Source organism: Pseudomonas sp. UYEF17, from assembly GCF_040546125.1.
GTDB classification, from domain to species: Bacteria; Pseudomonadota; Gammaproteobacteria; order Pseudomonadales; family Pseudomonadaceae; genus Aquipseudomonas; species Aquipseudomonas putida_Z.
This window is the reverse complement of the sequence record NZ_JBEPNE010000010.1, coordinates 35462-61590: the sequence shown is the minus strand read 5'-3', so window position 1 is coordinate 61590 and position 26129 is coordinate 35462. Positions and strand designations below refer to the sequence as shown.

General features: G+C 64.5%; 20 protein-coding genes. 11 read left to right on the top strand and 9 right to left on the bottom strand.

Annotated elements, in window-relative coordinates; translation table 11 throughout:
• Positions 1 to 111: 111 nt before the first annotated feature.
• A complete protein-coding gene (locus ABIB24_RS16360; RefSeq protein WP_354316865.1) occupies positions 112 to 1419 on the top strand; it encodes a T6SS phospholipase effector Tle1-like catalytic domain-containing protein in 1308 nt (435 codons plus the stop codon).
• Positions 1420 to 1550: 131 nt separating this feature from the next.
• On the opposite strand, the gene ABIB24_RS16355 is transcribed toward ABIB24_RS16360, so the two are convergent.
• The 3 genes from ABIB24_RS16355 to ABIB24_RS16345 form a co-directional block, all read right to left on the bottom strand.
• Positions 1551 to 2444 carry a dihydrodipicolinate synthase family protein gene (locus ABIB24_RS16355; RefSeq protein ID WP_137163316.1) on the bottom strand — a complete coding sequence of 298 codons (894 nt, stop codon included), beginning with the start codon at positions 2442 to 2444 and terminating at the stop codon, positions 1551 to 1553.
• A 44-nt stretch (positions 2445 to 2488) separates the two neighbouring features.
• Positions 2489 to 3271 carry an aldolase gene (locus tag ABIB24_RS16350; protein WP_075044181.1) on the bottom strand — a complete coding sequence of 261 codons (783 nt, stop codon included), beginning with the start codon at positions 3269 to 3271 and terminating at the stop codon, positions 2489 to 2491.
• A 223-nt stretch (positions 3272 to 3494) separates the two neighbouring features.
• Complete coding sequence (locus ABIB24_RS16345; protein WP_274078933.1) at positions 3495 to 4355, bottom strand: CAP domain-containing protein; 861 nt, start codon at positions 4353 to 4355, stop codon at positions 3495 to 3497.
• A gap of 143 nt (positions 4356 to 4498) precedes the next feature.
• Between ABIB24_RS16345 and ABIB24_RS16340 the strand changes: the two genes are divergently transcribed.
• Positions 4499 to 4795 carry a DUF3144 domain-containing protein gene (locus ABIB24_RS16340; protein ID WP_015269483.1) on the top strand — a complete coding sequence of 99 codons (297 nt, stop codon included), beginning with the start codon at positions 4499 to 4501 and terminating at the stop codon, positions 4793 to 4795.
• Positions 4796 to 4970: 175 nt separating this feature from the next.
• On the opposite strand, the gene soxR is transcribed toward ABIB24_RS16340, so the two are convergent.
• Complete coding sequence (gene soxR, locus ABIB24_RS16335) at positions 4971 to 5426, bottom strand: redox-sensitive transcriptional activator SoxR (protein WP_016500816.1); 456 nt, start codon at positions 5424 to 5426, stop codon at positions 4971 to 4973.
• A gap of 85 nt (positions 5427 to 5511) precedes the next feature.
• Between soxR and ABIB24_RS16330 the strand changes: the two genes are divergently transcribed.
• Together ABIB24_RS16330 and ABIB24_RS16325 are read left to right on the top strand one after the other, a co-directional pair.
• On the top strand, positions 5512 to 6609 hold the full coding sequence (locus tag ABIB24_RS16330) for an efflux RND transporter periplasmic adaptor subunit (RefSeq protein WP_274120137.1): 1098 nt from the start codon (positions 5512 to 5514) through the stop codon (positions 6607 to 6609).
• A complete protein-coding gene (locus ABIB24_RS16325; protein WP_354316864.1) occupies positions 6606 to 9686 on the top strand; it encodes a MexW/MexI family multidrug efflux RND transporter permease subunit in 3081 nt (1026 codons plus the stop codon). The genes ABIB24_RS16330 and ABIB24_RS16325 overlap by 4 nt, the downstream gene beginning before the upstream one ends.
• A 188-nt stretch (positions 9687 to 9874) precedes the next feature.
• Here the strand turns inward: ABIB24_RS16325 and ABIB24_RS16320 are convergent, their stop codons facing one another.
• The 3 genes from ABIB24_RS16320 to lysA all read right to left on the bottom strand — a co-directional run bounded on the left by ABIB24_RS16320 (position 9875) and on the right by lysA (position 12591).
• On the bottom strand, positions 9875 to 10612 hold the full coding sequence (locus tag ABIB24_RS16320; protein WP_137163320.1) for a GntR family transcriptional regulator: 738 nt from the start codon (positions 10610 to 10612) through the stop codon (positions 9875 to 9877).
• Positions 10613 to 10670: 58 nt separating this feature from the next.
• Entirely contained in the window at positions 10671 to 11114 is a 444-nt protein-coding gene (locus tag ABIB24_RS16315; RefSeq protein WP_137163321.1) for an acetyltransferase, read from the bottom strand.
• A 244-nt stretch (positions 11115 to 11358) separates the two neighbouring features.
• Positions 11359 to 12591 carry a diaminopimelate decarboxylase gene (lysA, locus tag ABIB24_RS16310; protein ID WP_085589290.1) on the bottom strand — a complete coding sequence of 411 codons (1233 nt, stop codon included), beginning with the start codon at positions 12589 to 12591 and terminating at the stop codon, positions 11359 to 11361.
• A 124-nt stretch (positions 12592 to 12715) separates the two neighbouring features.
• Here lysA and ABIB24_RS16305 point away from each other — a divergent pair, with 124 nt between their 5' ends.
• Positions 12716 to 13621, top strand: coding sequence for a LysR family transcriptional regulator (locus ABIB24_RS16305; protein WP_025338281.1), 906 nt, complete (start codon positions 12716 to 12718; stop codon positions 13619 to 13621).
• Positions 13622 to 13785: 164 nt separating this feature from the next.
• Here the strand turns inward: ABIB24_RS16305 and ABIB24_RS16300 are convergent, their stop codons facing one another.
• Entirely contained in the window at positions 13786 to 14139 is a 354-nt protein-coding gene (locus ABIB24_RS16300; protein ID WP_137163323.1) for a hypothetical protein, read from the bottom strand.
• Between the two features lie 274 nt (positions 14140 to 14413).
• Here ABIB24_RS16300 and ABIB24_RS16295 point away from each other — a divergent pair, with 274 nt between their 5' ends.
• The gene (locus ABIB24_RS16295) at positions 14414 to 19279 is read left to right on the top strand and encodes an NAD-glutamate dehydrogenase (RefSeq protein WP_085589292.1); all 4866 of its coding nucleotides are present in this window, start codon (positions 14414 to 14416) and stop codon (positions 19277 to 19279) included.
• A 162-nt stretch (positions 19280 to 19441) separates the two neighbouring features.
• Here the strand turns inward: ABIB24_RS16295 and ppsR are convergent, their stop codons facing one another.
• Positions 19442 to 20260, bottom strand: a complete 819-nt coding sequence (ppsR, locus tag ABIB24_RS16290) for a posphoenolpyruvate synthetase regulatory kinase/phosphorylase PpsR (protein WP_024086557.1) — start codon at positions 20258 to 20260, stop codon at positions 19442 to 19444.
• A gap of 177 nt (positions 20261 to 20437) precedes the next feature.
• Here ppsR and ppsA point away from each other — a divergent pair, with 177 nt between their 5' ends.
• The 5 genes from ppsA to ABIB24_RS16265 all read left to right on the top strand — a co-directional run bounded on the left by ppsA (position 20438) and on the right by ABIB24_RS16265 (position 26129).
• Complete coding sequence (ppsA, locus tag ABIB24_RS16285; RefSeq protein WP_075044190.1) at positions 20438 to 22813, top strand: phosphoenolpyruvate synthase; 2376 nt, start codon at positions 20438 to 20440, stop codon at positions 22811 to 22813.
• 102 nt (positions 22814 to 22915) lie between these two features.
• Complete coding sequence (locus ABIB24_RS16280; RefSeq protein ID WP_274079801.1) at positions 22916 to 23908, top strand: alpha/beta fold hydrolase; 993 nt, start codon at positions 22916 to 22918, stop codon at positions 23906 to 23908.
• Between the two features lie 219 nt (positions 23909 to 24127).
• Entirely contained in the window at positions 24128 to 24619 is a 492-nt protein-coding gene (gene rraA / locus ABIB24_RS16275; RefSeq protein WP_021785500.1) for a ribonuclease E activity regulator RraA, read from the top strand.
• 27 nt (positions 24620 to 24646) lie between these two features.
• Entirely contained in the window at positions 24647 to 25642 is a 996-nt protein-coding gene (cmaX, locus tag ABIB24_RS16270; RefSeq protein ID WP_063913854.1) for a divalent cation transporter CmaX, read from the top strand.
• A 214-nt stretch (positions 25643 to 25856) separates the two neighbouring features.
• Entirely contained in the window at positions 25857 to 26129 is a 273-nt protein-coding gene (locus ABIB24_RS16265; protein WP_004376140.1) for a hypothetical protein, read from the top strand.

Genomic DNA, 26129 nt, shown 5'->3' with positions numbered 1-26129 from the left:
ACATCTGGCAGCGTTGCAGAAATGTCCTGTAAAGGAATGGCCATTGCCTGATGTTCCGCGGCGGTGTGCTGGCGCCTGCTTGTGCTTTTTGTACAAGCAGGAGGCAGGACAATGGACCTGAACAGCTGTAGCACTGCACGCATCACGCCGGTCACTCTGCGTTTTGGCGTGTTCTTCGATGGCACCGGTAACAACCTGAACAATGTGATGCCGGTGGATGCACCGGTGGGTAAAGGGGGCAGTTATGGCAATGCCTTGAGCAACGTGGCCCTGTTGCATGCGCTGTACCCGGCGCAGGGGGCCAATGCTGACGGGACCATGGCGTTTCTGAAGCGCTATGTCGAGGGCGTGGGCACCCTGGCGGGGGAGGCGGATCATGCCTATGCCTCGGCCACCGGGTGTGGGCGCTGGGGGGCCGAGGCGCGGGTCGCCGAGGCCTTGGCGGGGATTGCCGGGCAGTTGCGGGACTGGGGCGAGGCGCATCCGCAGGCAAGGCTCGAGCGGGTCGAGTTCGACCTGTTCGGTTTCAGCCGGGGCGCGGCGGCTGTGCGGCATCTGGCCAACCTGCTGCATGATGGCGGCGGCAGTCTGTTGGCGGTGTCCTGTGGCATCGTCATCAATTTCATCGGCCTGTTCGACACGGTGGCGGCGATCATCGCGCCGCTGCAGGGCGACTTCGACCCCGCCGACGACCGCCATGGTGGCTTGCGCCTGGGCCTGGGCGCGGGCATTGCCCGGCAAATGGTGCAACTGGTGGCGGGGGACGAGCAGCGGCACAACTTCCCGCTGGTGCGCAGCGGCCATGACATCGTGTTGCCGGGCGTGCACTCGAACATTGGCGGTGGTTACCCGGCTACCACGCAGGAGCAGGTGCTGCTGTGCAAACCGCAGTCACAGCGAGTACCGCGGGGTATGCGCGCCGAGCAGACTCGCGTGCATGCCACCGTCAGTGCCTTGCTGGCGTCGTCGTTTGGTGAAATGGGCGCGCCCAGGCCGCGTGTGCTGGCCTGGGAGGAGCCGATTGCCGGTGGCCTGCCTAGCGAGGCGCAAAAGCAGGTTTATGCGGCGGTGTACCGCGAGCGGGAAGTGGCGGGGCAGCTGTCCCGGGTGTACCTGAGCATCATGCGTGAGTTGGCGGTGCGGGCGGGTGTTCCGTTTGCGCCATTGGGCGGGCAGGCTGAGCATCGGTTGCCGGAGGAGTTGCTGGGCATCAGCCGCAAGTTGCACGAGTTTGCCTTGGGTGAGAGTGAGCAGCCTGGCTTGACCGAGGATGAGCTGCGTTTGTTGCGCGACAGGTATGTGCATGCGTCGGCGAACTGGAATGCGTTGAAGGGGTTGCGTAACAGTGTGCTGGATGTGCTGTTCGTCGATCGGCCGGGGGTAGGGGGGCGGGTGAAGCATGCCAACCCGGTCGCGTGAGTCGTCTGTGGGCGTGGGTTTGCATGGCACCGGCTGCGCCGGTGTTCGCGGGTGAACCCGCTCCCACAGGTCCTGCGTCAACCCTGAGAGCGGCGCGATACCTGTGGGAGCGGTCTTGCGGCTGCGATGGGTCAGTCAGCCGCGCTCAGGGCGTCCAGCAGGCCCTTCAGGTACGCGCTGCCTTGCGCATCCAGCGGCTGTAGGGGCAGGCGTGGAGCGCCGACATCCTGGCCGAGCATCTTCAAGCCGGCCTTGATGGTGGTGGGCAGGCCACGGCGGGTGATGTATTCCAGCAGTTCGTACTGGCGGTAGAACAGCGCGCGGGCTTCGGCCAGGTTGCCTTGCTGCACCGCGTCCCACAGCGCCAGGTTCAGCGCCGGGATCAGGTTGGGCGCGGCAGTGCACCAGCCAGTGGCGCCGGCCACCAGGGCTTCCAGGGTGAGCGGGTTGCAACCGTTGTAGAAGGCCACCTGGCCATCGGTGGCCTTGAACAGGCGGTGCATGCGCTGGATGTCTCCGGTGCTTTCCTTGACCATCGTCACATTGGGCACTTCGCCGAGGATGCGCAGGATCAGCTCCACCGACAGGTCGGTGCCGCTGGTGCCCGGGTTGTTGTAGAGCATGATCGGAATGTCGATGGCCGCGCCCACCGCCTTGTAGTGGGCGACCACTTCGGCTTCGGTGAGCTTCCAGTAGGAGATGGGCAGCACCATCACCGCCGTGGCGCCGCAGGCCTGTGCCAGGCGGGCGCGTTGCACGGTGCGTGCGGTAGTCAGGTCGGAGACGCTGACCACGCTGGGTACGCGGCCGGCAATGCGTGCCAGGCTGAAGCGCACCACCGTTTCCCATTCGCTGTCGGACAGGTAGGCGCCTTCGCCGGTGCTGCCCAGTGGTGCGATGGCGTGTACGCCGTTTTCTATCAGGCGGTCGATGGACAGGCCCAGGGCATCCAGGTCGAGCGCGCCGTCTGCCGTGAAGGGAGTGATGGTGTAGCCGATAACGCCGCGAATTACAGGTGTAGACATAACCAGGCACCTCTGCCGTTGTTGGGGAAAGAGTACAGCTTCAGTCAGCCCAGGCAGTCGCCATGGGCACGCAAGGCACGGCGCGCGTAATAGCTGAAGGCGGCGCCATGACGTTTGGGGGTGGAGATCCAGTCGTGGGCTTCCTTGCCCAGGGCATCCGGGATGGGGCGGATGTCACCGGCACCCATGGCCAGCAGCTGCATCTTGGCTGCGCGCTCGAACAGCAGGGCGAGCACGCAGGCTTCCTCGATCGAGCGGCCGGCGATCAGCAGGCCATGGTGGGAAAGCAGGATCGCGCGCTTGTCGCCGATCGCCCTGGAAATGATTTCACCTTCTTCGTTGCCCACCGGTACGCCGGGCCATTCCTTGAGGAACGCGCAGTCGTCGAACAGCGGGCACAGGTCCATGTGCGAGATGGCCAGTGGCACTTCCAGCATCGACAGGGCGGCGCTGTGCAGCGGGTGGGTGTGGATGATGCAGTTGACGTCGGGGCGTGCGCGGTACAGCCAGCTGTGGAAGCGGTTGGCCGGGTTGGCCATGCCGCGGCCTTGCAGCACGGTGAGGTCTTCGTCGACCACCAGCAGGTTGGAAGCGGCGATCTCGTCGAAGCCCAGGCCGAGTTGTTGCGTGTAGTAGGTGCCAGGCTGCTCGGCGCGGGCGGTGATCTGCCCGGCCAGGCCGGAATCGTGGCCGCCGTCGAACAGGATGCGGCAGGTGAGGGCGAGTTTTTGTCGAGGGGTGTAGGTGTTGTCGGCCAGCGCCGTCAGCATCTGCTGCTGGGCGAGTTTGACCAGCTGGTCCTTGGGGGTCTGCATGGTGGTCGTCATGGGCGGTACCTGCATGGGGAAGGGCGATGGGATTGCTGATCGGCGAGGACGCCGTCAGGACACAATCGCGATATTAATGACACAAAGTGTCATATGCAAGCGATGTGTCATCGCCAGCGCCAGTCATCTGAGACTGCGAGGGGGGAGGTATGGCGGGGTTGTCAAAGGTGGTGCAGGCAACGATCGGCAGGCCAGCCCTGGTCACAGGGCTGGCACGTGCCCTTCAAGGCGCGCCGAACAGCATCGTCCAGTAAACGCCGTTATCGCTACGCGAGTTCTCGGCAAAGGCCGCACCCACCTGGGTAAACATCGGGTTCATCAGGTTGGCGCAATGCCCGGGGCTGGCCAGCCAGCCTGCCATCGCTTTGCTCGGCGAGCCCTGGCCTGCGGCAATGTTCTCGCCGATCTGTCGCCCACGGTAGCCGGCATCCCATGCCCGATCCGCGGGTAAATCACCGTCGAGGTCGCGGTGCGCGAAGAAATTGTCGTTGGCCATCGCCCGGCTGTGGCGCTGCGCCGCCGTTCCCAGGGCGGTGTTCCAGGCCAGCGGGCGTGCAGCGGCAAAGCGCTTGCGACCACACAGGCGTGGTTTCGCCCGTGCAGCGTTCACCTGTGCCAGCAACGCGTTGCTGGCCGATCGCCTATCGCCAAGCTGGGCATCGAGCAGGGGCCGAGCCAGCAGCACCCGCCACTCGTTGCGTGAGCGACTGACGCCGATATCGGCATATTGGCTATCGAGCAGGGCCGTGCAGTAGTCGCTGCGCAGCATGTCAAAGGCCTCCTCGGCATCTTGCGCGCCGACCAGGCGGATGGCCCGCACCTTCACCGCCTGATACCCCGCAGCCTTCAATCCTTCCCGCAACGCCCCGCCGTAGCCGACCGGCAACGCCAGTTTCGGCTTCAGCACCAGCGGCGTCGAACCCCGAATAATGCGCCGCTCGCAGCGTTGTGGCTGGGTGCGATAGTCGTTGATGGCTGCCACCAGTTGCCTTTCCCCGCTGGCATGGGCGGGGTTGGCGAACAGGGGAAGAAAAGGAATGAAGCAGAGCGAAACAAAGGGGGAGCGACGGACTGCTTGGCGCATGGGGTGAATGGCTCTGGTGAATGACGGCGGCAAGGCCGATTTGAGGGCTCGGCTAAGACTGTGCGCCTCAATACAGGTTCACGTGTACGGGGTACAATTTTTCGCGGGTACTCAACTTGAATGCTGCAACAAGGTAAACCGCAATGACACAAGCTACCGATCAGGCTTTTTACGACCGCGCGGATGCGCATATCGAACTGGCGAACCAGCAGATCGAGAAAATCGAAGACCTGGGCAAGGTCAGTGCCTCGCTGACCTTCGGCGCCTCGCGCTTCAATGCCTGGATGAGTGCCCGCAGTTTCAAGACCAGTGCCGAACTGGCTGCCGCGCGGGAGGAGCTGTTGAAGTATTTCTGCGAGCAGTACCGGATGATGCTCGAGGACAACCTGGACGAGCACATCGAGCATTTTGACCGGTATGTGTTGGGCAAAGGCGACTGAACCCTATGGTGCAGGCGGTTTCCTTGTAGGAGCGGCCTTGTGTCGCGAACGGGCTGCGGAGCAGCCCCAGGACCTCAGCCGAAATGCACAAATTGCTGGGGCTGCTCTGCAGCCCTTTCGCGACACAAGGCCGCTCCTACAGGGTACGCGATGTGTGGATAAACCCGGTGACGGGCTATCGGGCCTTTTTCTCCAGAATCCGCGCCCCGGTACCTTCCTTGCCCAGCACATCCTCGGGGTTGCGCAGCGGGCAATCTTCCAGCGACAGGCAGCCGCAACCAATGCAGTTGTCCAGGCTGTCGCGCAACGCTTCCAGAGTACGAATGCGGGCGTTCAGGTCTTCGCGCCAGGCGGTCGACATCTCGCCCCATTGCGCTGCCGTGAGCTTGCTGTTGGGCGCATAGCGGCTGAAGGCCTGCTTGATCTCCTCAAGCGGAATACCCGTGCGCTGCGCCACCTTGATGATGGCCAGCGTGCGCAGCACCAGTGAAGGATAGCGGCGCTGGTTACCCGCCGTACGGACGCTGGCGATCAGCCCCTTGGTCTCGTAGAAGTGCAGCGCAGAAACCGCCACGCCGCTGCGTTTGGCCACTTCCCCTACCGTTAGCATCCGTGTGTTGTCCGCTGCCATGCCTGTTGACCTCAAGTTAACTCGAGCTCTTATAGTCCTGCCCGATCTTCCCCGCAACCGCTTTCCCTGATGATCGGAGCACTGCATGAACAAAAGGACGTTACTGGCCTGGGCTGGCGCTGTTGCAGGTGTGCTGGCCGCTGCCTATGCATTGGTCGGCAGTGGCTCGGCGCCGCCGGCTGCGGCGGCATGGCCGGCGACCAAGGTGGCGCTGGCCACGGCCGAGCAGGTGCAGCTGGCACGACAGAACTTTGCCTCGGGGGAGCTGGAGGCGGTCAACCAGGTACAGGTGGCGGCCGAGACGGCGGGGCGCATCACCCGCATCGCCTTCGAGTCGGGGCAATGGGTGAGTGCAGGGCAATTGCTGGTACAGCTGAACGATGCCCCGGAGCAGGCCCAGCGCGTGCAGTTGCGCGCCAGGCTGCGCAATGCCGAAGTGGTGCTGCAGCGCAGCCGCAAGCTGCGCGCGGTGAACGCTGTGTCACAGGAGCTGCTCGACAATGCGGCCACCGCCGTGGACGTGGCCAGCGGTGAACTGCAGCATGTCGAGGCGCTGATCGCGCAGAAGGCAATACGCGCGCCGTTTGCCGGCAAGCTCGGCATTCGCCGGGTGCATCAGGGCCAGTACCTGAGCGCCGGTGAGACCATCGCCAGCCTGGCCGACATCAGCCAGCTGCATGTCAATTTTTCCCTGGGCGAACAAGCCGCCCCCGAAGTGCACGTGGGGCAACTGCTGGCGCTGACGGTGGATGCGGTGCGCGGGCAGGACTTCCAGGCCCGGGTGGTCGCGGTGGACCCGGTGGTGAGCAAGGCGCGCCTGGTGCAGGTGCAGGCGGCCTTGCCGAACCCGGGCGGGCAGTTGCAGCCGGGCATGTACGCCGGCGTGCGCCTGGATGCCGCGCAGCCGTCAAGCGTGCTGGCCGTGCCGGAAACCGCGATTACCTACACCGCCTACGGGCAGACGGTGTTCGTCGCTACCCGGGACCCGGAACAGGGCACCCGGGTCAGCCGGGTGCGGGTGACTACCGGTGAGCGCTGGCAGGGGCGGGTGGAGATCACCTCAGGCCTGGCGCCCGGTGACCAGGTGGTGGTTTCCGGCCAGTTGAAACTGAGCGACGGCATGCCGGTCGAGCCAGTGGCGCAAGACAGCCTGCAGGCCAGCCAGGGAGGGCGGCAATCGTGAAGTTCACCGACCTCTTTGTCCGCCGCCCGGTGCTGGCGCTGGTGGTCAGCAGCCTGATCATCCTGCTGGGGCTGTTTGCCATGGGCAAGCTGCCGATCCGCCAGTACCCGCTGCTGGAAACCTCCACCATCACCATCAGCACCGAGTACCCGGGCGCCTCTGCCGAGCTGATGCAAGGTTTCGTGACCCAGCCGATCACCCAGGCGGTGTCGTCGGTCGAGGGCATCGACTACCTGTCCTCGTCGTCGCAGCAGGGGCGCAGCCTGATCACCTTGCGCATGGTGCTCAACCGCGATTCGACCCAGGCGCTTGCCGAGACCATGGCCAAGGTCAACCAGGTGCGCTATCGCCTTCCGGAAAAGGCCTACGACCCGGTGGTGGAGCTGTCGGCAGGTGACTCCACGGCGGTGGCCTACGTGGGCTTTGCCAGCGAAACCTTGTCGATACCCGAACTGAGCGATTACCTGTCGCGGGTGGTGGAACCGCAGTTCTCCGGCATCGATGGTGTGGCCAAGGTGCAGTCGTTCGGCGGGCAGCGCCTGGCCATGCGCCTGTGGCTGGACAGCGAACAGATGGCCGGGCGCGGGGTGACGGCCGCCGATGTGGCGCAGGCGGTGCGTGCCAACAACTACCAGGCGACGCCGGGGCAGGTGCGTGGGCAGTACGTGCTGGCCGATATCCAGGTGGACACCGACCTGACCCGGGTCGAGGACTTTCGCGAGCTGATCATCCGCAACGATGGCACCGACCTGGTGCGCCTGCGCGATGTCGGCACTGTCGAGCTGAGCGCGGCGGCCACCCAGACCAGCGCCACCATGAACGGCAAGCCCGCCGTGCACCTGGGGCTGTTCCCCACCCCGACCGGCAACCCGCTGTTGATCGTCGAGGGTATTCGCCAGCTGCTGCCGCAGATCCGTCAGACCCTGCCACCCGGGGTGGAGGTGGCGCTGGCCTATGAGACCGCACGCTTCATCGACGCCTCGATCGACGAGGTGCTGCGTACCCTGGTGGAAGCCATGCTGATCGTGGTGCTGGTCATCTGGCTGTGCCTGGGCTCGCTGCGCAGCGTGGTGATCGCGGTGGTGGCCATCCCGCTGTCGATGCTCGGTGCGGCGGGCCTGATGCTGCTGTTCGGCTTCAGCCTGAACCTGCTGACCTTGCTGGCGATGGTGCTGGCCATCGGCCTGGTGGTGGACGATGCCATCGTGGTGGTGGAGAACGTGCACCGCCATATCGAAGAGGGCAAGTCGCCGGTTGCTGCTGCGCTGGCCGGGGCGCGGGAAATCGCCGGGCCGGTGATCGCCATGACCCTGACCCTGGCCGCCGTATACGCGCCGATCGGCTTGATGGGCGGGCTGACCGGCACGCTGTTCCGTGAGTTTGCCCTGACCCTGGCGGGGGCGGTGATCGTTTCCGGCATCGTCGCGCTCACCCTGTCGCCGGTGATGAGCTCGCTGTTGTTGCAACCCGGCCAGCAGCATGGCGCCATGGCCAACATGGCCGACCGCCTGTTCGGCATGCTGACCGGGGCCTATGGGCGAGTACTTGCCTACACCCTGTCGCATCGCTGGATCAGTGGTGGTGTGGCGCTTCTGGTGTGCCTGAGCCTGCCTTGGCTGTACCTGCTGCCGCAGCGCGAACTGGCCCCGCCCGAGGACCAGGCGGCGGTGCTGACGGCCATCAAGTCGCCGCAGCATGCCAGCCTGGATTATGTGGAGCGCTTTGCCCTGAAGCTGGACCAGGTGATGAAGTCCCTCGCCGAAACCACCGACACCTGGATCATCAACGGCACCGACGGCCCGGCCGCCAGTTTCGGCGGCATCAACCTCAGCGCCTGGCAGGCCCGCGAGCGTTCCGCCGCGCAGGTGCAGGCGCAGTTGCAGCAGGCCGTGGCGGACATTGAAGGCAGCAGCATCTTCGCCTTTCAGGTGGCCTCGCTGCCGGGCTCCAGCGGTGGTTTGCCGGTGCAGATGGTGTTGCGCAGCGCACAGGATTACCCCGAGCTGTACCAGACCATGGAGGTGATCAAGCAGCGTGCCCGCGACAGCGGCCTGTTCAGCGTCGTGGACAGCGACCTCGACTACAACAACCCGGTGGTCAAGGTGCGCATCGACCGCGCCAAGGCGGCCAGCCTGGGCATCAGCATGCAGGCCATCGGCGAGTCGCTGGGCGTGCTGGTGGGCGAACAGTACCTCAACCGCTTCGCCCTGTTCGGGCGCTCCTACGACGTGATCCCGCAAAGCATCCAGGACCAGCGCCTGACGCCGGCGGCGCTGAACCGCCAGTACGTGCGCGCCGAAAACGGCAGCCTGGTGCCGCTGGCCACGGTGGTGCACCTGGACATCGAAGTGGCGCCCAACCGCTTGCTGCAGTTCGACCAGCAGAACGCCAGTACCCTGCAGGCGATCCCGGCGCCCGGTGTGTCGATGGGGAATGCCGTGGCATTTCTCGAACAGCTTGCCGCCGAACTGCCACCTGGCTTCAGTCATGATTGGCAATCGGAGTCGCGCCAGTACGTGCAGGAGGGCTTTGCCCTGATGTGGGCGTTTCTCGCCGCCCTGGTGGTGATCTACCTGGTGCTGGCCGCGCAGTACGAAAGCCTGGTGGACCCGCTGATCATCCTGGTGACCGTGCCGTTGTCGATCTGCGGTGCGTTGCTGCCGCTGGCGCTGGGCTGGGCCACGCTGAATATCTACACGCAGATCGGCCTGGTGACCCTGATCGGGCTGATCAGCAAGCACGGCATCCTGATGGTGGAGTTCGCCAACGAGATCCAGGTGCGTGACAACCTCGACCGTGCCGCCGCCATCGTCCGCGCCGCGCAGATACGCCTGCGGCCGGTGCTGATGACCACGGCGGCGATGACCTTCGGCGTGCTGCCGCTGCTGTTTGCCAGCGGCGCCGGGGCCAACAGCCGCTTTGGCCTGGGGGTGGTGATCGTGTGCGGGATGCTGGTGGGGACCTTGTTTACCCTGTTTGTGCTGCCGACGATCTATGCCTTGCTGGCGCGAGACCATCGGGTGACCACGGTGCGGGGGCAGCAGTTGGCGGAGGCTGAGCGGGTGTTGGACATGTGAGGTAAACCTGGCCACATGCGCAATCCCTGTAGGAGCGGCCTTGTGTCGCGATAGGGCTGCGCAGCAGCCCCGGCAATTTGTGCACCTGCGCGGAAATCCTGGGGCTGCTGCGCAGCCCTATCGCGACACAAGGCCGCTCCTACAGGGATCGCGCAAGTTTTGGGATATCGAGCATGGCGCTGGTTTGATCAGCCAGGCGACCGATCCCGGCGCATCTGGGTAACCAGGGTAAAGCGATCATCCGGGTGCACCGTCTCGGACACCGCCATCAGGTCGCCGTTTTCCTCGCGGTAATGGCGAATGATCTTCAGCCCTGGCGCGCCTGCCTCGGCCTTCAGCACCCGGGCCATTTCCGCGCTCAGCAACACTGCCCGCACCTGCTGGTCGACCACCGCGATCGCCCGGCCATAGTGCTGCTCGATCAGCCCCGCAATCAGTTGGTCGGGGTGCTCGCGGGCCAACTCGATGACCTCGGCATAGTCGCGCTGCGCGTACACATCGGTCCAGCACAGCGGCGCGGCGTTGTGCACGCGGTCGACACGGATGCTCGACACGCAGAAGTAGTGCTCGCCCGGAACCAGCCCCAGCCGCGCCGCCTCGCTCAGGTCGGCGACGAAGTGGCGCACGTCCTGGATTTCCCGTTGCTGGGTTTCCGCCAGGTGCGCCAGGTCCGCCACGCTGGCCAGTGACTGCGAGTAGCCACCGCGCGGGCTGCTGGCCTCCACCCGGGTGCCCACGCGCTTGCGCCGCGATACCAGCCCTTGGTTGAGCAACTGGTTGATCGCCGCGCGCACAGTGTGTCGGCTCACATCGTACAGGTCGCACAGCTCGAACTCGGTCGGCAGCAGGCTGCCCACAGGGTAGCGGCCACTGGCGATGCCTTCCATCAAGTCCTTTGCCACGGTGGTATAGCGCGTCGGGTTCATACCTTTGGTCTGTCTCGCGAATTTGTAACAGCGGCGGGGCGCAATGCGGCCCCGGAAATCAAGCCTGTGCGGACAGGCTCATATGCAGCAAGGGGAATGGCCGGCCTTCGCCATCCAGCGGTGAACGGCCGGTCTGGATGAAACCATAGTGCCGGTAGAACCCCACCGCCTGCGGGTTCTGCTCGTTGACATCGACGCTCATCACGCTGTGCTTCTGGCGGCCGAAGTCCAGCAGCGCGCGGCCTATGCCCTTGCCATGGCGCTCGGGGGCGACGAAGAGCATTTCCACGTGGTTGCCATTGAAGCCGATGAAGCCCAGCGGGCGGTCTTCGGTGTCAACCGCGACCCAGAGCTCGACGGCCAGGAGGTAGACGTCGCGCAATTGCGGCAGCAGCGCGTCGATGTCGGACGCTTGCAGAAAGTGGTGCGTGGCGCGCACGGCGCGCAGCCAGATATCGAGCAGTTGCGGGTGGTCTGCAGCGATGCTTTGGCGAATGATCATGGAGTCATGCCTGGTGAGGCCGGGAGGAAAAAAGGGTACCCGGATTGTGTGGGGCGGGGCAATGGACGGTGGGGCAGGGCATCAGCTGATGTGTTGCCCGGGCCGGCCCTTTCGCGGGTAAACCCGCTCCCACAAGTACGGCACTGCCCTCGAGCCCGGCGCCGTACCTGTGGGAGCGGGTTTACCCGCGAACATGGGCGAAGCCCGTGCCATCGATGGGCTCGACTGCAATCCACACCGATAGTTAGAAGCCTGCCTCCAGGCCCAGCAGGTCCTGCACCGTCTGCCTGCGGCGAATCATCCGTAGCGCTCCATCCTCGATCAGGAACTCCGGCAGCAACGGCCGGCTGTTGTAGTTCGACGACATCGACGCGCCATAGGCCCCGGCGTCGTGGATCACCAGCAGGTCACCCACCTGCGCCTGGGGCAGGTCGTGCGGGGTCAGTTCCTGGTCATCCTGGGTAAACACATCACCCGACTCGCACAGCGGCCCGGCCACCACGGTCGGCTGCCGTGGGCGGTCAACCGGCTGGCCGTCGGCGTCGAGCAGGGTCATGCGGTGGTAGGCCCCGTACATCGCCGGGCGCATCAGGTCGTTGAAACCGGCGTCGATCATGACGAAGGTATTGCGGCCCACCTGCTTCACGGCGCGTACCTCGGCCACCAGGTACCCCGATTCCGCCACCAGGAAGCGCCCTGGCTCGATCTCCATGCGCACGGGGTGGCCCAGCATCGCTTCGATCTCCTTGCGGGCCACGGCCCAGGTCCGGGCGTAGCGTTGCAGGTCGACCGGCTTGTCGCTGCTGCGGTACGGGGTGGAAAGGCCGCCGCCAATGGAGAACGCCTCGATGTCCACGCCCAGGCGGCCGATCAGCTCGATCATCGAGCGCGCCACTTGCTCCAGATGCTGGTAGTCCACCCCCGAGCCGATGTGCATGTGCACCCCTACCAGGTGCAGGCCATGGGTTTTCACGCAGGCCAGCGCTTCACCCAGCTCTTCGTGCCAGATGCCGTGCTTGCTGTTCTCGCCGCCGGTGTTGGTCTTGCGGCTGTGGCCATGGCCAAAGCCGGGGTTGATGCGGATCCACACGCGGTGGCCGGGCGAGCGTTCACCCAGTTGGCGCAGCATGTCGATGGAACCGGCGTTGACTTCGATCTTCGAGGCCACCACCCGCTCCAGGGTCGGCCGGTCCAGCGCGTCGCAGGTCAGCACCACGCCGGCAGGGTCGCCATCCACGCTGGCGCCCGCGGCAAAAGCCCGCTCCATTTCGCCCAGCGACACTGCGTCCAGCACCAGGCCGTGGGCACGCATCAGGCGCAGCACATGCAGGTTGGGGTTGGCCTTCTGGGCGAAGCGCACGGTGTCGAACACCTTCAGCTGTTCGACACGCTCGGCGATGGTGCCGGCGTCATAGGCCCACAGCGGCGAGCCGTGCTGGCGGACAGCCTCGGCCAGAAGAGTGAAGGGTGCAGTCATGGCGGCGCTACTCATATAAGGAAGGCCACGAGGATGAGCCAAAGCAGGAATTCAGAAAAATAGCTATTTTTCTGTCAGCCATTCATATCTGATATGACCATTGCCGACTTGCCAGGTGTTGCCCGTGAAACTGTCCGTCCGCCATATCGAAGTGTTCCGCGCCATCATGGCCGCTGGCAGCGTCACCGGTGCGGCGCGCCTGCTGTTTACCTCGCAGCCCACCGTCAGCCGTGAGCTGGCGCGGCTGGAGCAGGTAACCGGGCTGAACCTGTTCGAGCGCGAAGGTGGCCGCCTGGTGGCGACGGCCCAGGCGCTGCTGTTGATCGAGGAGGTTGAACGGGCCTACGTAGGGCTGGAGCGCATCGACCGCTTTGCCCAGGCCATCCGCAATTTCGAGCAGGGCCGGCTGGCCATTACCTGCCTGCCGCTGTTTTCCCAGACCTTGCTGCCCAAGGCTTGCCAGCGTTTTCACCAGCAGCACCGGGGCGTGAGCGTGAGTATCCTGGCGCAGGAATCGCCGTTGCTGGAGGAGTCGCTGGTTGCCCAGCAGCATGACCTGGGCCTGACCGAGGTAGAACAGATACCGCGTGGCGCCTACGGCGAATTGCTGTTCAGCGCCAACATGGTGTGCGTGCTGCCCGACGGGCACCCGTTGCAGGCCAGGGCCGAGCTGGAGCTGAGCGATTTCCACGAGGTCGACTTCATCAACCTGGCCAGCCTGGACACCTACCGGCAGCGCCTGGACCAGCACTTTCGCGCGGCAGGGGTGAATCGCCGCACGGTCATCGAGACCACCAGTGCGGCCTCGGTGTGCGCCATGGTCAGGCAGGGCCTGGGGGTGGCGATCATCAACCCGCTGAGCGGGCTGGAGGCGGCGCAGGGCGGGTTGCCGATTCGGCGGTTGCGGGTGTCGGTGCCCTACCAGGTGATGCTGATCAGGCCGGACCACCGGCCGGCGTCGGCGGCGGTGGAGCCGTTTTGCCAGGCGTTGCGGCAACAGGCCCAAGAGATGCAAGCGGCACTGATCTGAAGCCTGGCGCGGCCTTTGTAGGAGCGGCCTTGTGTCGCGATGGGCCGCAAAGCGGCCCCAGAATCTCGGCGTCACGGCATACATTGCTGGGGCCGCGTTGCGGCCCATCGCGACACAAGGCCGCTCCTACAGGGATCGCGCAAGCGTTTGGATTGCTGTATGGCTCAGAGTTCGCAGACAAAGGTGCCGGTCCCGGCCAGGATGTTCTCCAGGGTTTCCTTCACTTCATCCATGTCACTCAACTCGCTGGTCAGGTTGATCTCCAGCACTTCATCCCCCTTCAGCGCATCCCGGTCGCCGGCCGCTACTTCGATCAGCAGGCGCTTGGGGCTCAGGGTCACTTTCAGGCCATCCAGCGTCGACGGCTCGTCATCCAGGGTCAGGTCGACGGTGTCTTCGTCCGGGTAGCGGGTCAGCAGGAACATCTGACCCTTGTCGCTGTGGCAGCACAGGGTCGCCATGTTGTCTTCCTCGTCATCGCAAGGGGTGGCGAACAGCAGGGCAGTATTGATTTGCATGGACAAGGCTCGGATCAAAGGAAACGGAAGGGAATTCTGACAGTCTTGCCGACAGGCATAAACGTAAAGTTACCCCCCCTTGACCGAAATTGTCGCAGCGCTGCAAGCCTTGATGACCGATCAGTCGTTAAGCTTCGGCGAGCCCTGGGCGTGCCTGCGCACGTTCAACGCCTGGTTTTACCGTCCGCCTTGCCACGGGTTGGCTATCGTTGATCCGTACACGGCGCACGCAGCGACGCTTCAATTATTACAAAGCCCAAGCGGAGTACCACAGATGGCGTTCTTCACCGCAGCCAGCAAAGCCGACTTCCAGCATCAACTGCAAGCGGCCCTGGCGCAGCACATCAGCGAACAGTCCCTGCCACAAGTCGCGCTGTTCGCCGAGCAGTTCTTCGGCATCATCTCTCTGGACGAACTCACCCAACGCAGGCTTTCCGACCTGGCCGGCTGCACCCTGTCAGCCTGGCGCATCATCGAGCGTTTCGACCCCGAATACCCGCAAGTACGGGTGTACAACCCCGATTACGAACGCAATGGCTGGCAATCGACCCACAGCGTGGTCGAAGTGCTGCACCACGACCTGCCGTTCCTGGTCGACTCGGTACGCACCGAGCTCAACCGCCGCGGCTACAGCATCCACACCCTGCAAACCACCGTGCTCAGCGTGCGCCGCGGCGCCAAGGGCGAGCTGCTTGAACTGCTGCCCAAGGGCACCCAGGGCGAGGGCGTACGCCATGAGTCGCTGATGTACCTGGAGATCGACCGTTGCGCCAACGCCGCCGAGCTGACGGTCCTGGCCCGCGAGATCGAGCAGGTGCTGGCCGAGGTGCGGGTGGTGGTTGCCGACTTCGAACCGATGAAGGCCAAGCTGCGTGAAGTGGTGGCGGAGGTGGAGCAGACCGCCTTTGGCCCGGCGCAGCACGAAAAGGGCGAGGTGAAGGCTTTTCTCGAGTGGCTGCTGGACAACCACTTCACCTTCCTGGGCTATGAAGAATTCACCGTCAAGGGCGACGCCGATGGCGGCCAGATGGTCTACGACGAGCAGTCGTTCCTCGGCCTGCCGCGCCGCCTGCGCGTGGGCCTGACGAGCGACGAGCTGCGCATCGAAGACTATGCCGTGGCCTACCTCAACGAACCGTTGCTGCTGTCGTTCGCCAAAGCCGCGCTGCCAAGCCGCGTACACCGCCCGGCCTACCCGGACTACGTGTCGATCCGCCAGCTGGACGCTGATGGCAAGGTGATCAAGGAACACCGCTTCATGGGCCTGTACACCTCGTCGGTGTACGGCGAAAGCGTGCATGCCATCCCTTATATCCGCCAGAAGGTCACCGAAGTCGAGCGCCGCTCGGGCTTCGATCCCAAGGCCCACCTGGGCAAGGAACTGGCCCAGGTGCTGGAAGTGCTGCCGCGCGACGACCTGTTCCAGACCCCGGTCGACGAGCTGTTCAGCACCGTCATGTCGATCGTGCAGATCCAGGAACGCAACAAGATCCGCGTGTTCCTGCGCAAGGACCCGTACGGCCGCTTCTGCTACTGCCTGGCCTATGTACCGCGGGAAATCTACTCCACCGAAGTGCGGCAGAAGATCCAGCAGGTGCTGATGGAGCGCCTGAAGGCCAGCGACTGCGAGTTCTGGACCTTCTTCTCCGAATCGGTGCTGGCCCGTGTTCAGCTGATTTTGCGGGTAGACCCGAAAAACCGCATCGACATCGACCCGCAGCAGCTGGAACGTGAAGTGATCCAGGCCTGCCGCTCGTGGCATGACGACTACTCGGCGCTGGTGATCGAGAACTTCGGCGAAGCCCAGGGCACCAACATCCTCGCCGACTTCCCCAAAGGTTTCCCGGCTGGTTACCGCGAGCGCTTCGCCGCGCACTCGGCGGTGGTCGACCTGCAGCACGTGCTGAACCTGTCGGAAAGCAAGCCGCTGGCGATGAGCTTCTACCAGCCGCTGACCCAGGTCGGCGAGCGCACCCTGCACTGCAAGCTGTACCACGCCGACACGCCACTGGCGCTGTCCGACGTGCTGCCGATCCTGGAGAACCTTGGCCTGCGCGTGCTCGGCGAGTTCCCGTACCGTCTGCGCCATGCCAGTGGCCGCGGCTACTGGATCCACGACTTCGCCTTCACCTACAGCGAAGGCCTGAGCCTGGACATCCAGCAGCTCAACGACACCCTGCAGGATGCCTTCATCCACATCGTCCGCGGCGATGCCGAGAACGACGCCTTCAACCGCCTGGTGCTGACCGCCGGCCTGCCATGGCGCGACGTGGCGCTGCTGCGCGCCTACGCCCGTTACCTGAAGCAGATTCGCCTGGGCTTCGACCTGGGCTACATCGCCAGCACCCTGAACAACCACACCGACATCGCCCGCGAGCTGACCCGGTTGTTCAAGACCCGCTTCTACCTGGCGCGCAAGCTCACCCAGGAAGATCTGGATGACAAGCAACTGCGCCTGGAACAAGCTATCCTGACCGCGCTGGACGACGTGCAGGTGCTCAACGAAGACCGCATCCTGCGTCGCTACCTGGACCTGATCAAGGCCACCCTGCGCACCAACTTCTACCAGCCGGACGCCAACGGCCACAACAAGTCGTACTTCAGCTTCAAGTTCAACCCCAAGCTGATCCCCGAACTGCCTAAACCAGTGCCCAAGTTCGAGATCTTCGTCTACTCGCCACGGGTCGAAGGCGTGCACCTGCGCTTTGGCAACGTCGCCCGCGGCGGCCTGCGCTGGTCCGACCGTGAGGAAGACTTCCGCACCGAGGTGCTGGGCCTGGTGAAAGCCCAGCAGGTGAAGAACTCGGTCATCGTGCCGGTCGGTGCCAAGGGCGGCTTCCTGCCGCGCCGCCTGCCGCTGGGCGGCAGCCGTGACGAGATCGCCGCCGAAGGCGTGGCGTGCTACCGCATCTTCATTTCCGGCCTGCTCGACATCACCGACAACCTCAAGGACGGTGGCGTGGTACCGCCGGCCAACGTGGTGCGCCATGACGATGACGACCCGTACCTGGTGGTGGCGGCCGACAAGGGCACCGCGACCTTCTCGGACATCGCCAACGGCATTGCCATCGACTACGGCTTCTGGCTGGGCGACGCCTTCGCCTCGGGCGGCTCGGCCGGTTACGACCACAAGAAGATGGGCATTACCGCGCGCGGCGCCTGGGTGGGCGTGCAGCGCCACTTCCGCGAGCGCGGCATCAATGTGCAGGAAGACCCGATCACCGTCATTGGCGTCGGCGACATGGCCGGCGACGTGTTCGGCAACGGCCTGCTGATGTCCGACAAGCTGCAACTGGTGGCGGCGTTCAACCACCTGCACATCTTCATCGACCCGAACCCGGAGCCAGCCGCAAGCTTTGCCGAACGCAAGCGCCTGTTCGACCTGCCGCGCTCGGCCTGGAGCGACTACGACACCAGCATCATGTCCGAAGGCGGCGGGATCTTCCCGCGCAGTGCCAAGAGCATCGCCATCAGCCCGCAGATGAAAGAGCGCTTCGCCATCGAAGCCGACCGCCTGACCCCGACCGAGCTGCTCAATGCGCTGCTCAAGGCACCGGTAGACCTGCTGTGGAACGGTGGCATCGGTACCTACGTCAAGGCCAGCACCGAGAGCCACGCCGACGTCGGTGACAAGGCCAACGACGCGCTGCGGGTCAATGGCAACGAACTGCGCTGCAAGGTGGTGGGCGAGGGCGGCAACCTGGGCATGACCCAGCTTGGCCGGGTCGAGTTCGGCCTGCATGGCGGCGCCACCAACACCGACTTCATCGACAACGCCGGCGGCGTGGACTGCTCCGACCACGAGGTCAACATCAAGATCCTGCTCAACGAAGTGGTGCAGGGTGGCGACATGACCGAGAAGCAGCGCAACCAGCTGCTGGGCAGCATGACCGACGAAGTGGCCGGCCTGGTGCTGGGCAACAACTACAAGCAGACCCAGGCGTTGTCGCTGGCGGCCCGCCGCGCCCGCGAGCGGATTGCCGAGTACAAACGCCTGATGGCCGACCTGGAGGCCCGAGGCAAGCTGGACCGCGCCATCGAGTTCCTGCCGTCCGAAGAGCAGCTGGCCGAGCGCCTGGCCGCCGGCCAGGGCCTGACCCGCGCCGAGCTGTCGGTGCTGATCTCGTACAGCAAGATCGACCTCAAGGAACAGCTGCTCAAGTCGCTGGTGCCGGACGACGACTACCTGACCCGCGACATGGAAACCGCCTTCCCGCCGTCGCTGGTCAGCAAATTTGCCGAGTCCATGCGCCGCCACCGCCTGAAGCGCGAAATCGTCAGCACCCAGATCGCCAACGACCTGGTCAACAACATGGGCATCACCTTCGTCCAGCGCCTGAAGGAGTCGACCGGCATGAGCCCGGCCAACGTGGCCGGGGCCTATGTGATCGTGCGCGACATCTTCCATCTGCCGCACTGGTTCCGCCAGATCGAGGCACTGGACTACCAGGTGCCGGCGGAAATCCAGCTGACCCTGATGGACGAGCTGATGCGCCTGGGCCGCCGTGCCACCCGCTGGTTCCTGCGCAGCCGCCGCAACGAGCAGGACGCCGGGCGCGACACCGCGCACTTCGGGCCGAAGATCGCGCAACTGGGGCTCAAGCTCGACGAGTTGCTCGAAGGCCCGACCCGCGAGCGCTGGATGGTGCGCTACCAGGGCTTCGTCGAGGCCGGTGTGCCGGAGTTGCTGGCGCGCATGGTGGCTGGCACTACCCACCTGTACACCCTGTTGCCGATCATCGAGGCCTCGGATGTTACCGGCCATGACCCGGCGCAGGTGGCCAAGGCGTTCTTCGCCGTGGGCAGCGCGCTGGACCTGACCTGGTACCTGCAGGAAATCAGCAACCTGCCGGTGGAGAACAACTGGCAGGCGCTGGCCCGCGAGGCGTTCCGCGACGACATCGACCTGCAGCAGCGGGCGATCACCATCTCGGTACTGCAGATGGCCGATGCACCGGAAGACATGGACGCCCGCGTGGCGCTGTGGGCCGAGCAGCACCGGGTGATGGTGGAGCGCTGGCGCGCCATGCTGGATGACCTGCGCAATGCCACCGGTACCGACTATGCGATGTACGCGGTGGCCAACCGCGAGCTGGTCGACCTGGCCATGAGCGGGCAGGCGGCGGTGGTGCCGTCCTGAGCCATGAGCTGAAATGAAAAGCCCCGGCAGTGATGCCGGGGCTTTTTTATTCCTGTGCTGGCCCTTTCGCGGGTGAACCCGCTCCCACAGGGATATCACAAGACTTGAGTGCAGTTAGGTCCCTGTGGGAGCGGGTTTACCCGCGAAGCGGCCGGTACAGGCTTACTTGAACCTGCGCTCCACCCCTTTCTCCACCAGAATCTTCGCCGAAATCTCCTCCACCGAAAAATGCGTGGAATTGATGTTGGGAATGTTCTCCCGGCGGAACAGGTTTTCCACCTCGCGCACTTCGAACTCGCACTGGGCAAAGCTGGAATAGCGGCTGTTGGGCTTGCGCTCGTGGCGGATGGCGGTGAGGCGGTCGGGGTCGATGGTCAGGCCGAACAGCTTGTTGTGGTGCTTTTTCAGCACCGCCGGCAGCTGCAGGCGCTCCATGTCGTCCTCGGTCAGCGGGTAGTTGGCGGCGCGGATGCCGAACTGCATGGCCATGTACAGGCAGGTGGGGGTCTTGCCGCAGCGCGATACGCCTACCAGGATCAGGTCGGCCTTGTCGTAGTAGTGGGTGCGCGCGCCATCGTCGTTGTCCAGGGCGAAATTCACCGCCTCGATGCGTTCCATGTAGTTGGAATTGCCGCCGATCGAGTGCGACTTGCCGACGGAATACGACGAATGGGCAGTCAATTCTTGTTCAAGCGGGGACAAAAACGAAGAAAAGATGTCGATCATGAAGCCATTCGAGGTAGCCAGGATCTCACGGATGTCCTGATTGACGATGGTGTCGAAGATGATCGGGCGTACACCATCGCGCTCGGCTGCGGCGTTGATCTGCTGGACCATGGTCCGCGCCTTTTCCGGCGAATCGATGTAGGGACGGGTGAATTTATTGAACGGAATGCTCTCGAATTGAGCGAGCAGACTCTGGCCCAGGGTTTCGGCAGTGATGCCGGTGCCGTCGGAGATGAAGAACGCGGTTCGTTTCATTTGCGATCTGGGCCTTAAGCTGATGACGTTTCTTGGATATGATAAGTTCGGTTTGCCGAATGCGGCTGTCGGCATTCTCACTTATTTTCCAGGTACAGGCCACAAGCGTCCGGCCAAGTCAACGAAGGCAGGCGGGCGCCCTTGAGCTTTTCCAATACAGTTAGTGGAGAGATCACCTTGGTAGAGTACGTAGTTTCCCTCGATAAGCTCGGCGTCCATGATGTGGAGCATGTGGGGGGCAAGAACGCATCCCTGGGCGAGATGATCAGCAACCTCGCAGGTGCTGGTGTATCGGTGCCGGGCGGCTTTGCCACTACGGCGCAGGCGTACCGCGATTTTCTCGAACAGAGTGGTCTCAACGACCGTATCCACGCCGCGCTCGACGCACTCGACGTGGATGACATCAACGCCCTGACCAAGACCGGCGCGCAGATTCGCCAGTGGGTCATGGAAGCCGACTTCCCGGCCCGCCTGGATTCGGAAATCCGTACGGCCTTCGCCGAAATGGCTGCCGGAAACGACAACATGGCAGTTGCCGTGCGCTCCTCGGCCACCGCCGAAGACCTGCCGGACGCCTCGTTCGCCGGCCAGCAGGAAACCTTCCTCAACATCCGCGGCGTCGACAACGTGATCCGCGCGGCCAAGGAAGTGTTCGCCTCGCTGTTCAACGACCGCGCCATCGCCTACCGCGTGCACCAGGGCTTCGACCACAAGCTGGTGGCTCTGTCCGCCGGCGTGCAGCGCATGGTCCGCTCCGAAACCGGCACCGCCGGCGTCATGTTCACCCTCGACACCGAGTCGGGCTTCCGCGACGTGGTGTTCATCACCGGCGCCTACGGCCTGGGCGAAACCGTGGTGCAGGGTGCGGTCAACCCTGACGAATTCTACGTGCACAAACAAACCCTGGAGGCCGGCCGCCCGGCCATCCTGCGCCGTAACCTGGGCAGCAAGGCGATCAAGATGGTCTACGGCGAAGAAGCCAAGGCCGGCCGCTCGGTCAAGACCGTCGAAGTGGACCGCGCCGAGCGCGCGCGCTTCTGCCTGACCGATGCCGAGGTCAGCGAGCTGGCCAAGCAGGCCATGATCATCGAGAAGCACTACCAGCGCCCGATGGACATCGAATGGGCCAAGGACGGTGACGACGGCAAGCTGTACATCGTCCAGGCGCGCCCCGAGACGGTGAAGAGCCGCTCCAGCGCCAACGTCATGGAACGCTACCTGCTGAAAGAGAAGGGCACCGTACTGGTCGAAGGCCGCGCCATTGGCCAGCGCATCGGCGCCGGCAAGGTCCGCGTGATCAACGACGTATCGGAAATGGACAAGGTCCAGCCGGGCGACGTGCTCGTCTCCGACATGACCGACCCGGACTGGGAACCGGTGATGAAGCGCGCCAGCGCCATCGTCACCAACCGTGGCGGGCGTACCTGTCACGCGGCGATCATCGCCCGTGAGCTGGGCATTCCGGCCGTGGTCGGTTGCGGCAACGCCACCCAGGTGCTGAAAGACGGCCAGGGCGTGACCGTATCCTGTGCCGAAGGCGATACCGGCTTCATCTTCGAGGGCGAGCTGGGCTTCGACGTCAAGCAGAACTCGGTCGACGCCATGCCTGACCTGCCGTTCAAGATCATGATGAACGTCGGCAACCCGGACCGTGCGTTCGATTTCGCCCAGCTGCCCAACGCCGGTGTCGGCCTGGCGCGCCTGGAGTTCATCATCAACCGCATGATCGGCGTGCACCCCAAGGCACTGCTGAACTACGCAGGCCTGCCGGCCGACCTGAAGGACAGCGTCGACAAGCGTATCGCCGGCTACAACGACCCGGTCGGCTTCTATGTCGAGAAGCTGGTCGAAGGCATCAGCACCCTGGCTGCGGCCTTCTACCCGAAAAAGGTCATCGTGCGCCTGTCGGACTTCAAGTCCAACGAGTACGCCAACCTGATCGGCGGCAAGCTGTACGAGCCGGAAGAAGAAAACCCGATGCTGGGCTTCCGTGGCGCTTCGCGCTACATCAGCGAATCGTTCCGTGACTGCTTCGAGCTCGAGTGCCGTGCGCTCAAGCGCGTGCGCAACGAGATGGGCCTGACCAACGTCGAGATCATGGTGCCGTTCGTACGCACCCTGGGTGAAGCCAGCCAGGTCGTCGACCTGCTTGCCGAAAACGGCCTGGCCCGCGGCGAAAACGGCCTGCGCGTGATCATGATGTGCGAACTGCCGTCCAACGCCATCCTCGCCGAAGAGTTCCTGGAATACTTCGACGGCTTCTCGATCGGCTCGAACGACCTGACCCAGCTGACCCTGGGCCTGGACCGTGACTCGGGCATCATCGCCCACCTGTTCGACGAGCGTAACCCTGCGGTGAAGAAGCTGCTGGCCAACGCCATTGCCGCGTGCAACAAGGCTGGCAAGTACATCGGCATCTGCGGCCAGGGCCCGTCGGACCACCCGGACCTGGCCAAGTGGCTGATGGAACAGGGCATCGACAGCGTGTCGCTGAACCCGGACTCGGTACTCGAAACCTGGTTCTACCTGGCCGAAGGGCAGGGCGCGGTCTGATGCAGTAAAACGCGGGGGTACGTCTGGCGTACCCCCGCCTGGTTTTTTCCAGGGCGAGCTCCAGCAATGGATCCCGCCCTTTTTTGTGCACCAAGCAACCTTATGCAAAGCAGCAGCACTCTATTCCCCGTGGCCCTGCTCAGTGCCGAGCGCCGCGGTGACCTCAGCGAAGACGTGTACCGGATCAAGGCCGGCAACAGCCCTGACCCCAGCGTCGAGCTGGCTGTCACCCGCCTGGGGCTGGCCGATCAGGGTCAGGCCCAAGGCGTGCCGGTCATTCTCCTGCACGGCAGCTTCTCCAACCGCCGCTTCTGGTACTCGCCCAAAGGGGTTGGCCTGGGGGCCTATCTGGCCCGCGCCGGCTTCGATGTGTGGATCCCGGAAATGCGCGGCCACGGCCTGTCGCCGCGTAACCATGACTGGAAGCACAACAGCGTTGCCGCCTATGCCCGCGATGACCTGCCGCTGATTGCCGCGTTCGTGCGCGAGCAATCGGGCCAGGCGCCGCACTGGGTCGGCCATTCCCTGGGTGGTACGACCCTGGCGGCAGCACTGGGTGGTGGTTTTCTGCCTGCCGAGCAGGTGGCCAGCGTGGCGCTGTTCGGTACCCAGATCAGCCGCGTGTACTGGCCGTTGAAGGTGCCGCCGCTGGCCTGGGGGGCGAAGCTGCTGCTCAAGCGCTGGGGGCAGATTTCCGGGCCGCGTTTCAAGCGTGGGCCGGAGGATGAGCCGATCGGCCTGGCCCTGGAAAGCATGCGCTGGCATGGCCTGTTCGGGCGCTTTGGCGACAAACAGAGCGACTGGTGGGCGGGGCTGGCCAAGGTGGATGTGCCGCTGCTGGCCGTGGCTGGTGCGGGGGACTTCCAGGACCCGGTGTGGGCCTGCCGCAAGCTGTTCGAGCAATTGGGCGGTGAGCGCAAGCAGTTTCTGCGGTTGGGCCCCGAGGAAGGCTTCGAGGCTTTCGGGCATGTCGACATGCTGGTGAGCAAGGCCGCGCAGGTGCAGGTGTGGCCGTTGGTGGAGCGTTGGCTGCGGGATCCGCTGGTGCCGGTGCATGAGTCCACGGTGGTGGCGGAGCCTGTGCCTGTCGGTTGAATGGGTTGCGCCTGTGCTGGCCCTTTCGCGGGCACGCCCGCTCCCACAGGGACCTCACAGCATTCAGCCCCTGTGTGGTCCCTGTGGGAGCGGGCGTGCCCGCGAAAGGGCCGGTACAGGCAAAACACAACTGACTGCTTGGTCCCGGATGACTGCAATGGGCTCTACGGTGTAGCCTTGGCCGATACCCGCTTTCGTTGTGACTGACAGGAGCTTCCCATGCAGCATTACGTTACGCCCGACCTGTGTGATGCCTACCCGGACCTGGTGCAGGTGCTGGAACCGATGTTCAGCAATTTCGGCGGCCGCGATTCGTTCGGCGGCCAGATCGTCACCATCAAGTGCTTCGAAGACAACTCGCTGGTCAAGGAGCAGGTCGAACTCGATGGCAAGGGCAAGGTCCTGGTCGTCGATGGTGGTGGCTCGCTGCGCCGCGCACTGCTCGGCGACATGCTCGCCGAGAAGGCTGCCAAGAACGGTTGGGAAGGCCTGGTCATCTACGGCTGCGTGCGTGACGTCGACGTGCTGATCCAGACCGACGTCGGCGTGCAGGCCCTGGCCAGTCACCCGATGAAGACCGACAAGCGCGGCATCGGCGACCTCAACGTGGCAGTGACCTTCGCCGGGGTGACCTTCCGCCCGGGCGAGTACGTGTATGCCGACAACAACGGCGTGCTGGTCTCGCCAAGCCCGCTGAAAATGCCGGAGTAATGCGCCGCCCGCGCTGATGGAGCTTTGATGTTCGAGGAAGACAACGCGCAGTGGGGGCTGGTACACGCCCTGGTGCTCGATGGCAAAGGCGGCGCGCGCTCGATTGCCCGTACCGAGCTGGACGACCTGCAGCTGCAACCCGAGCAGAGCCTGTGGCTGCACTGGGACCGCAGCCATCCGCAAACCCGCACCTGGCTGCTGCACGACAGCGGCCTGAGCGCATTCGCCTGCGAGCTGCTGCTGGAAGAAAATACCCGGCCGCGCCTGCTGCCCATGGCCGATGAACAGTTGTTGCTGTTCCTGCGTGGGGTCAACCTCAACCCGGGTGCAGAGCCTGAAGACATGGTCTCGGTGCGCATCTTCGCCGAGGCGCAGCGGGTCATCTCGCTGCGCCTGCGGCCGTTGCGCGCCAGTGACGAGATTCTCCAGCAGCTCGAAGAGGGCAGGGGCCCGAAATCGGCTTCCGAGCTGTTGCTGCTGATGGGCGAACTGCTGACCGAAAAGGTCCAGGGCCTTGTCAGCGACCTGTCCGAACTGGTCGACCTGGAAGAAGAAAAGGTCGAATCCGACGAACGGTACACTCCAGAGAATGGTTGCCTGCAGCAGATCCGCCGGCGTGCCGCCGGCCTGCGGCGTTTCCTGGCTCCGCAGCGGGAGATCTACGCCCAGCTGTCGCGTAGCAAATGGAGCTGGTTCGTCGATGCCGACGCCGATTACTGGAACGAGCTGAACAACAGCCTGATCCGCTACCTCGAAGAGCTGGAACTGACCCGCGAGCGGGCCGCCCTGGTGCTGGAAAGCCAGGATCGTCGGCGCAGCGAGCGCATGAACCGCACCATGTACCGCTTTGGCATCATCACCTGCATCTTCCTGCCCATGAGCTTCATTACCGGGCTGCTGGGCATCAATGTCGGCGGCATCCCGGGGGCGGAAAACCCCTATGGCTTCCTGTTTGCCTGCATCGTCGTGCTGGGGCTGGCGGTGGGGCAGTGGTGGCTGTTCCGGCGGTTGCGGTGGGTATAGATGCTCATTGACCTGCACCGGCCCTATCGCCGGCAAGCCAGCTCCCACAGGTGCACCATAGGTTTCAAGGCTTGTGGTACCCCTGTGGGAGCTGGCTTGCCGGCGATAGGGCCAGTGCAGGCAAGCGCCATTCATTTTGAAACACTCGTCCCAAATCGATGTGTGACCCATCGACCGGCCATCTCGTCTCTGACTGACACTGCGCGAGGTGCCCATGCACGATCCGTTTGAAGAATCCCTGCGCGACCTGCTCAAGGCGTCACCCTCCGGCAATGACCGGGACGACCGGGACGACGCCGCTTGCCTGGGTCGCGTGCTGAAAACCGCCAACCGCCAGGTTGGCGCGGGCGATCTGTTCAGCCTGCTTGGCCGCTGGAGCCAGGCGCTGCTGATCGCCGTGAACAATGGCGCGGCGCATGTTGCGCCGGTGCGTCGACACTCTTCCCGCAACGCTGCCAACGGCAGCAAAGCAGATAAGGCCGATTGA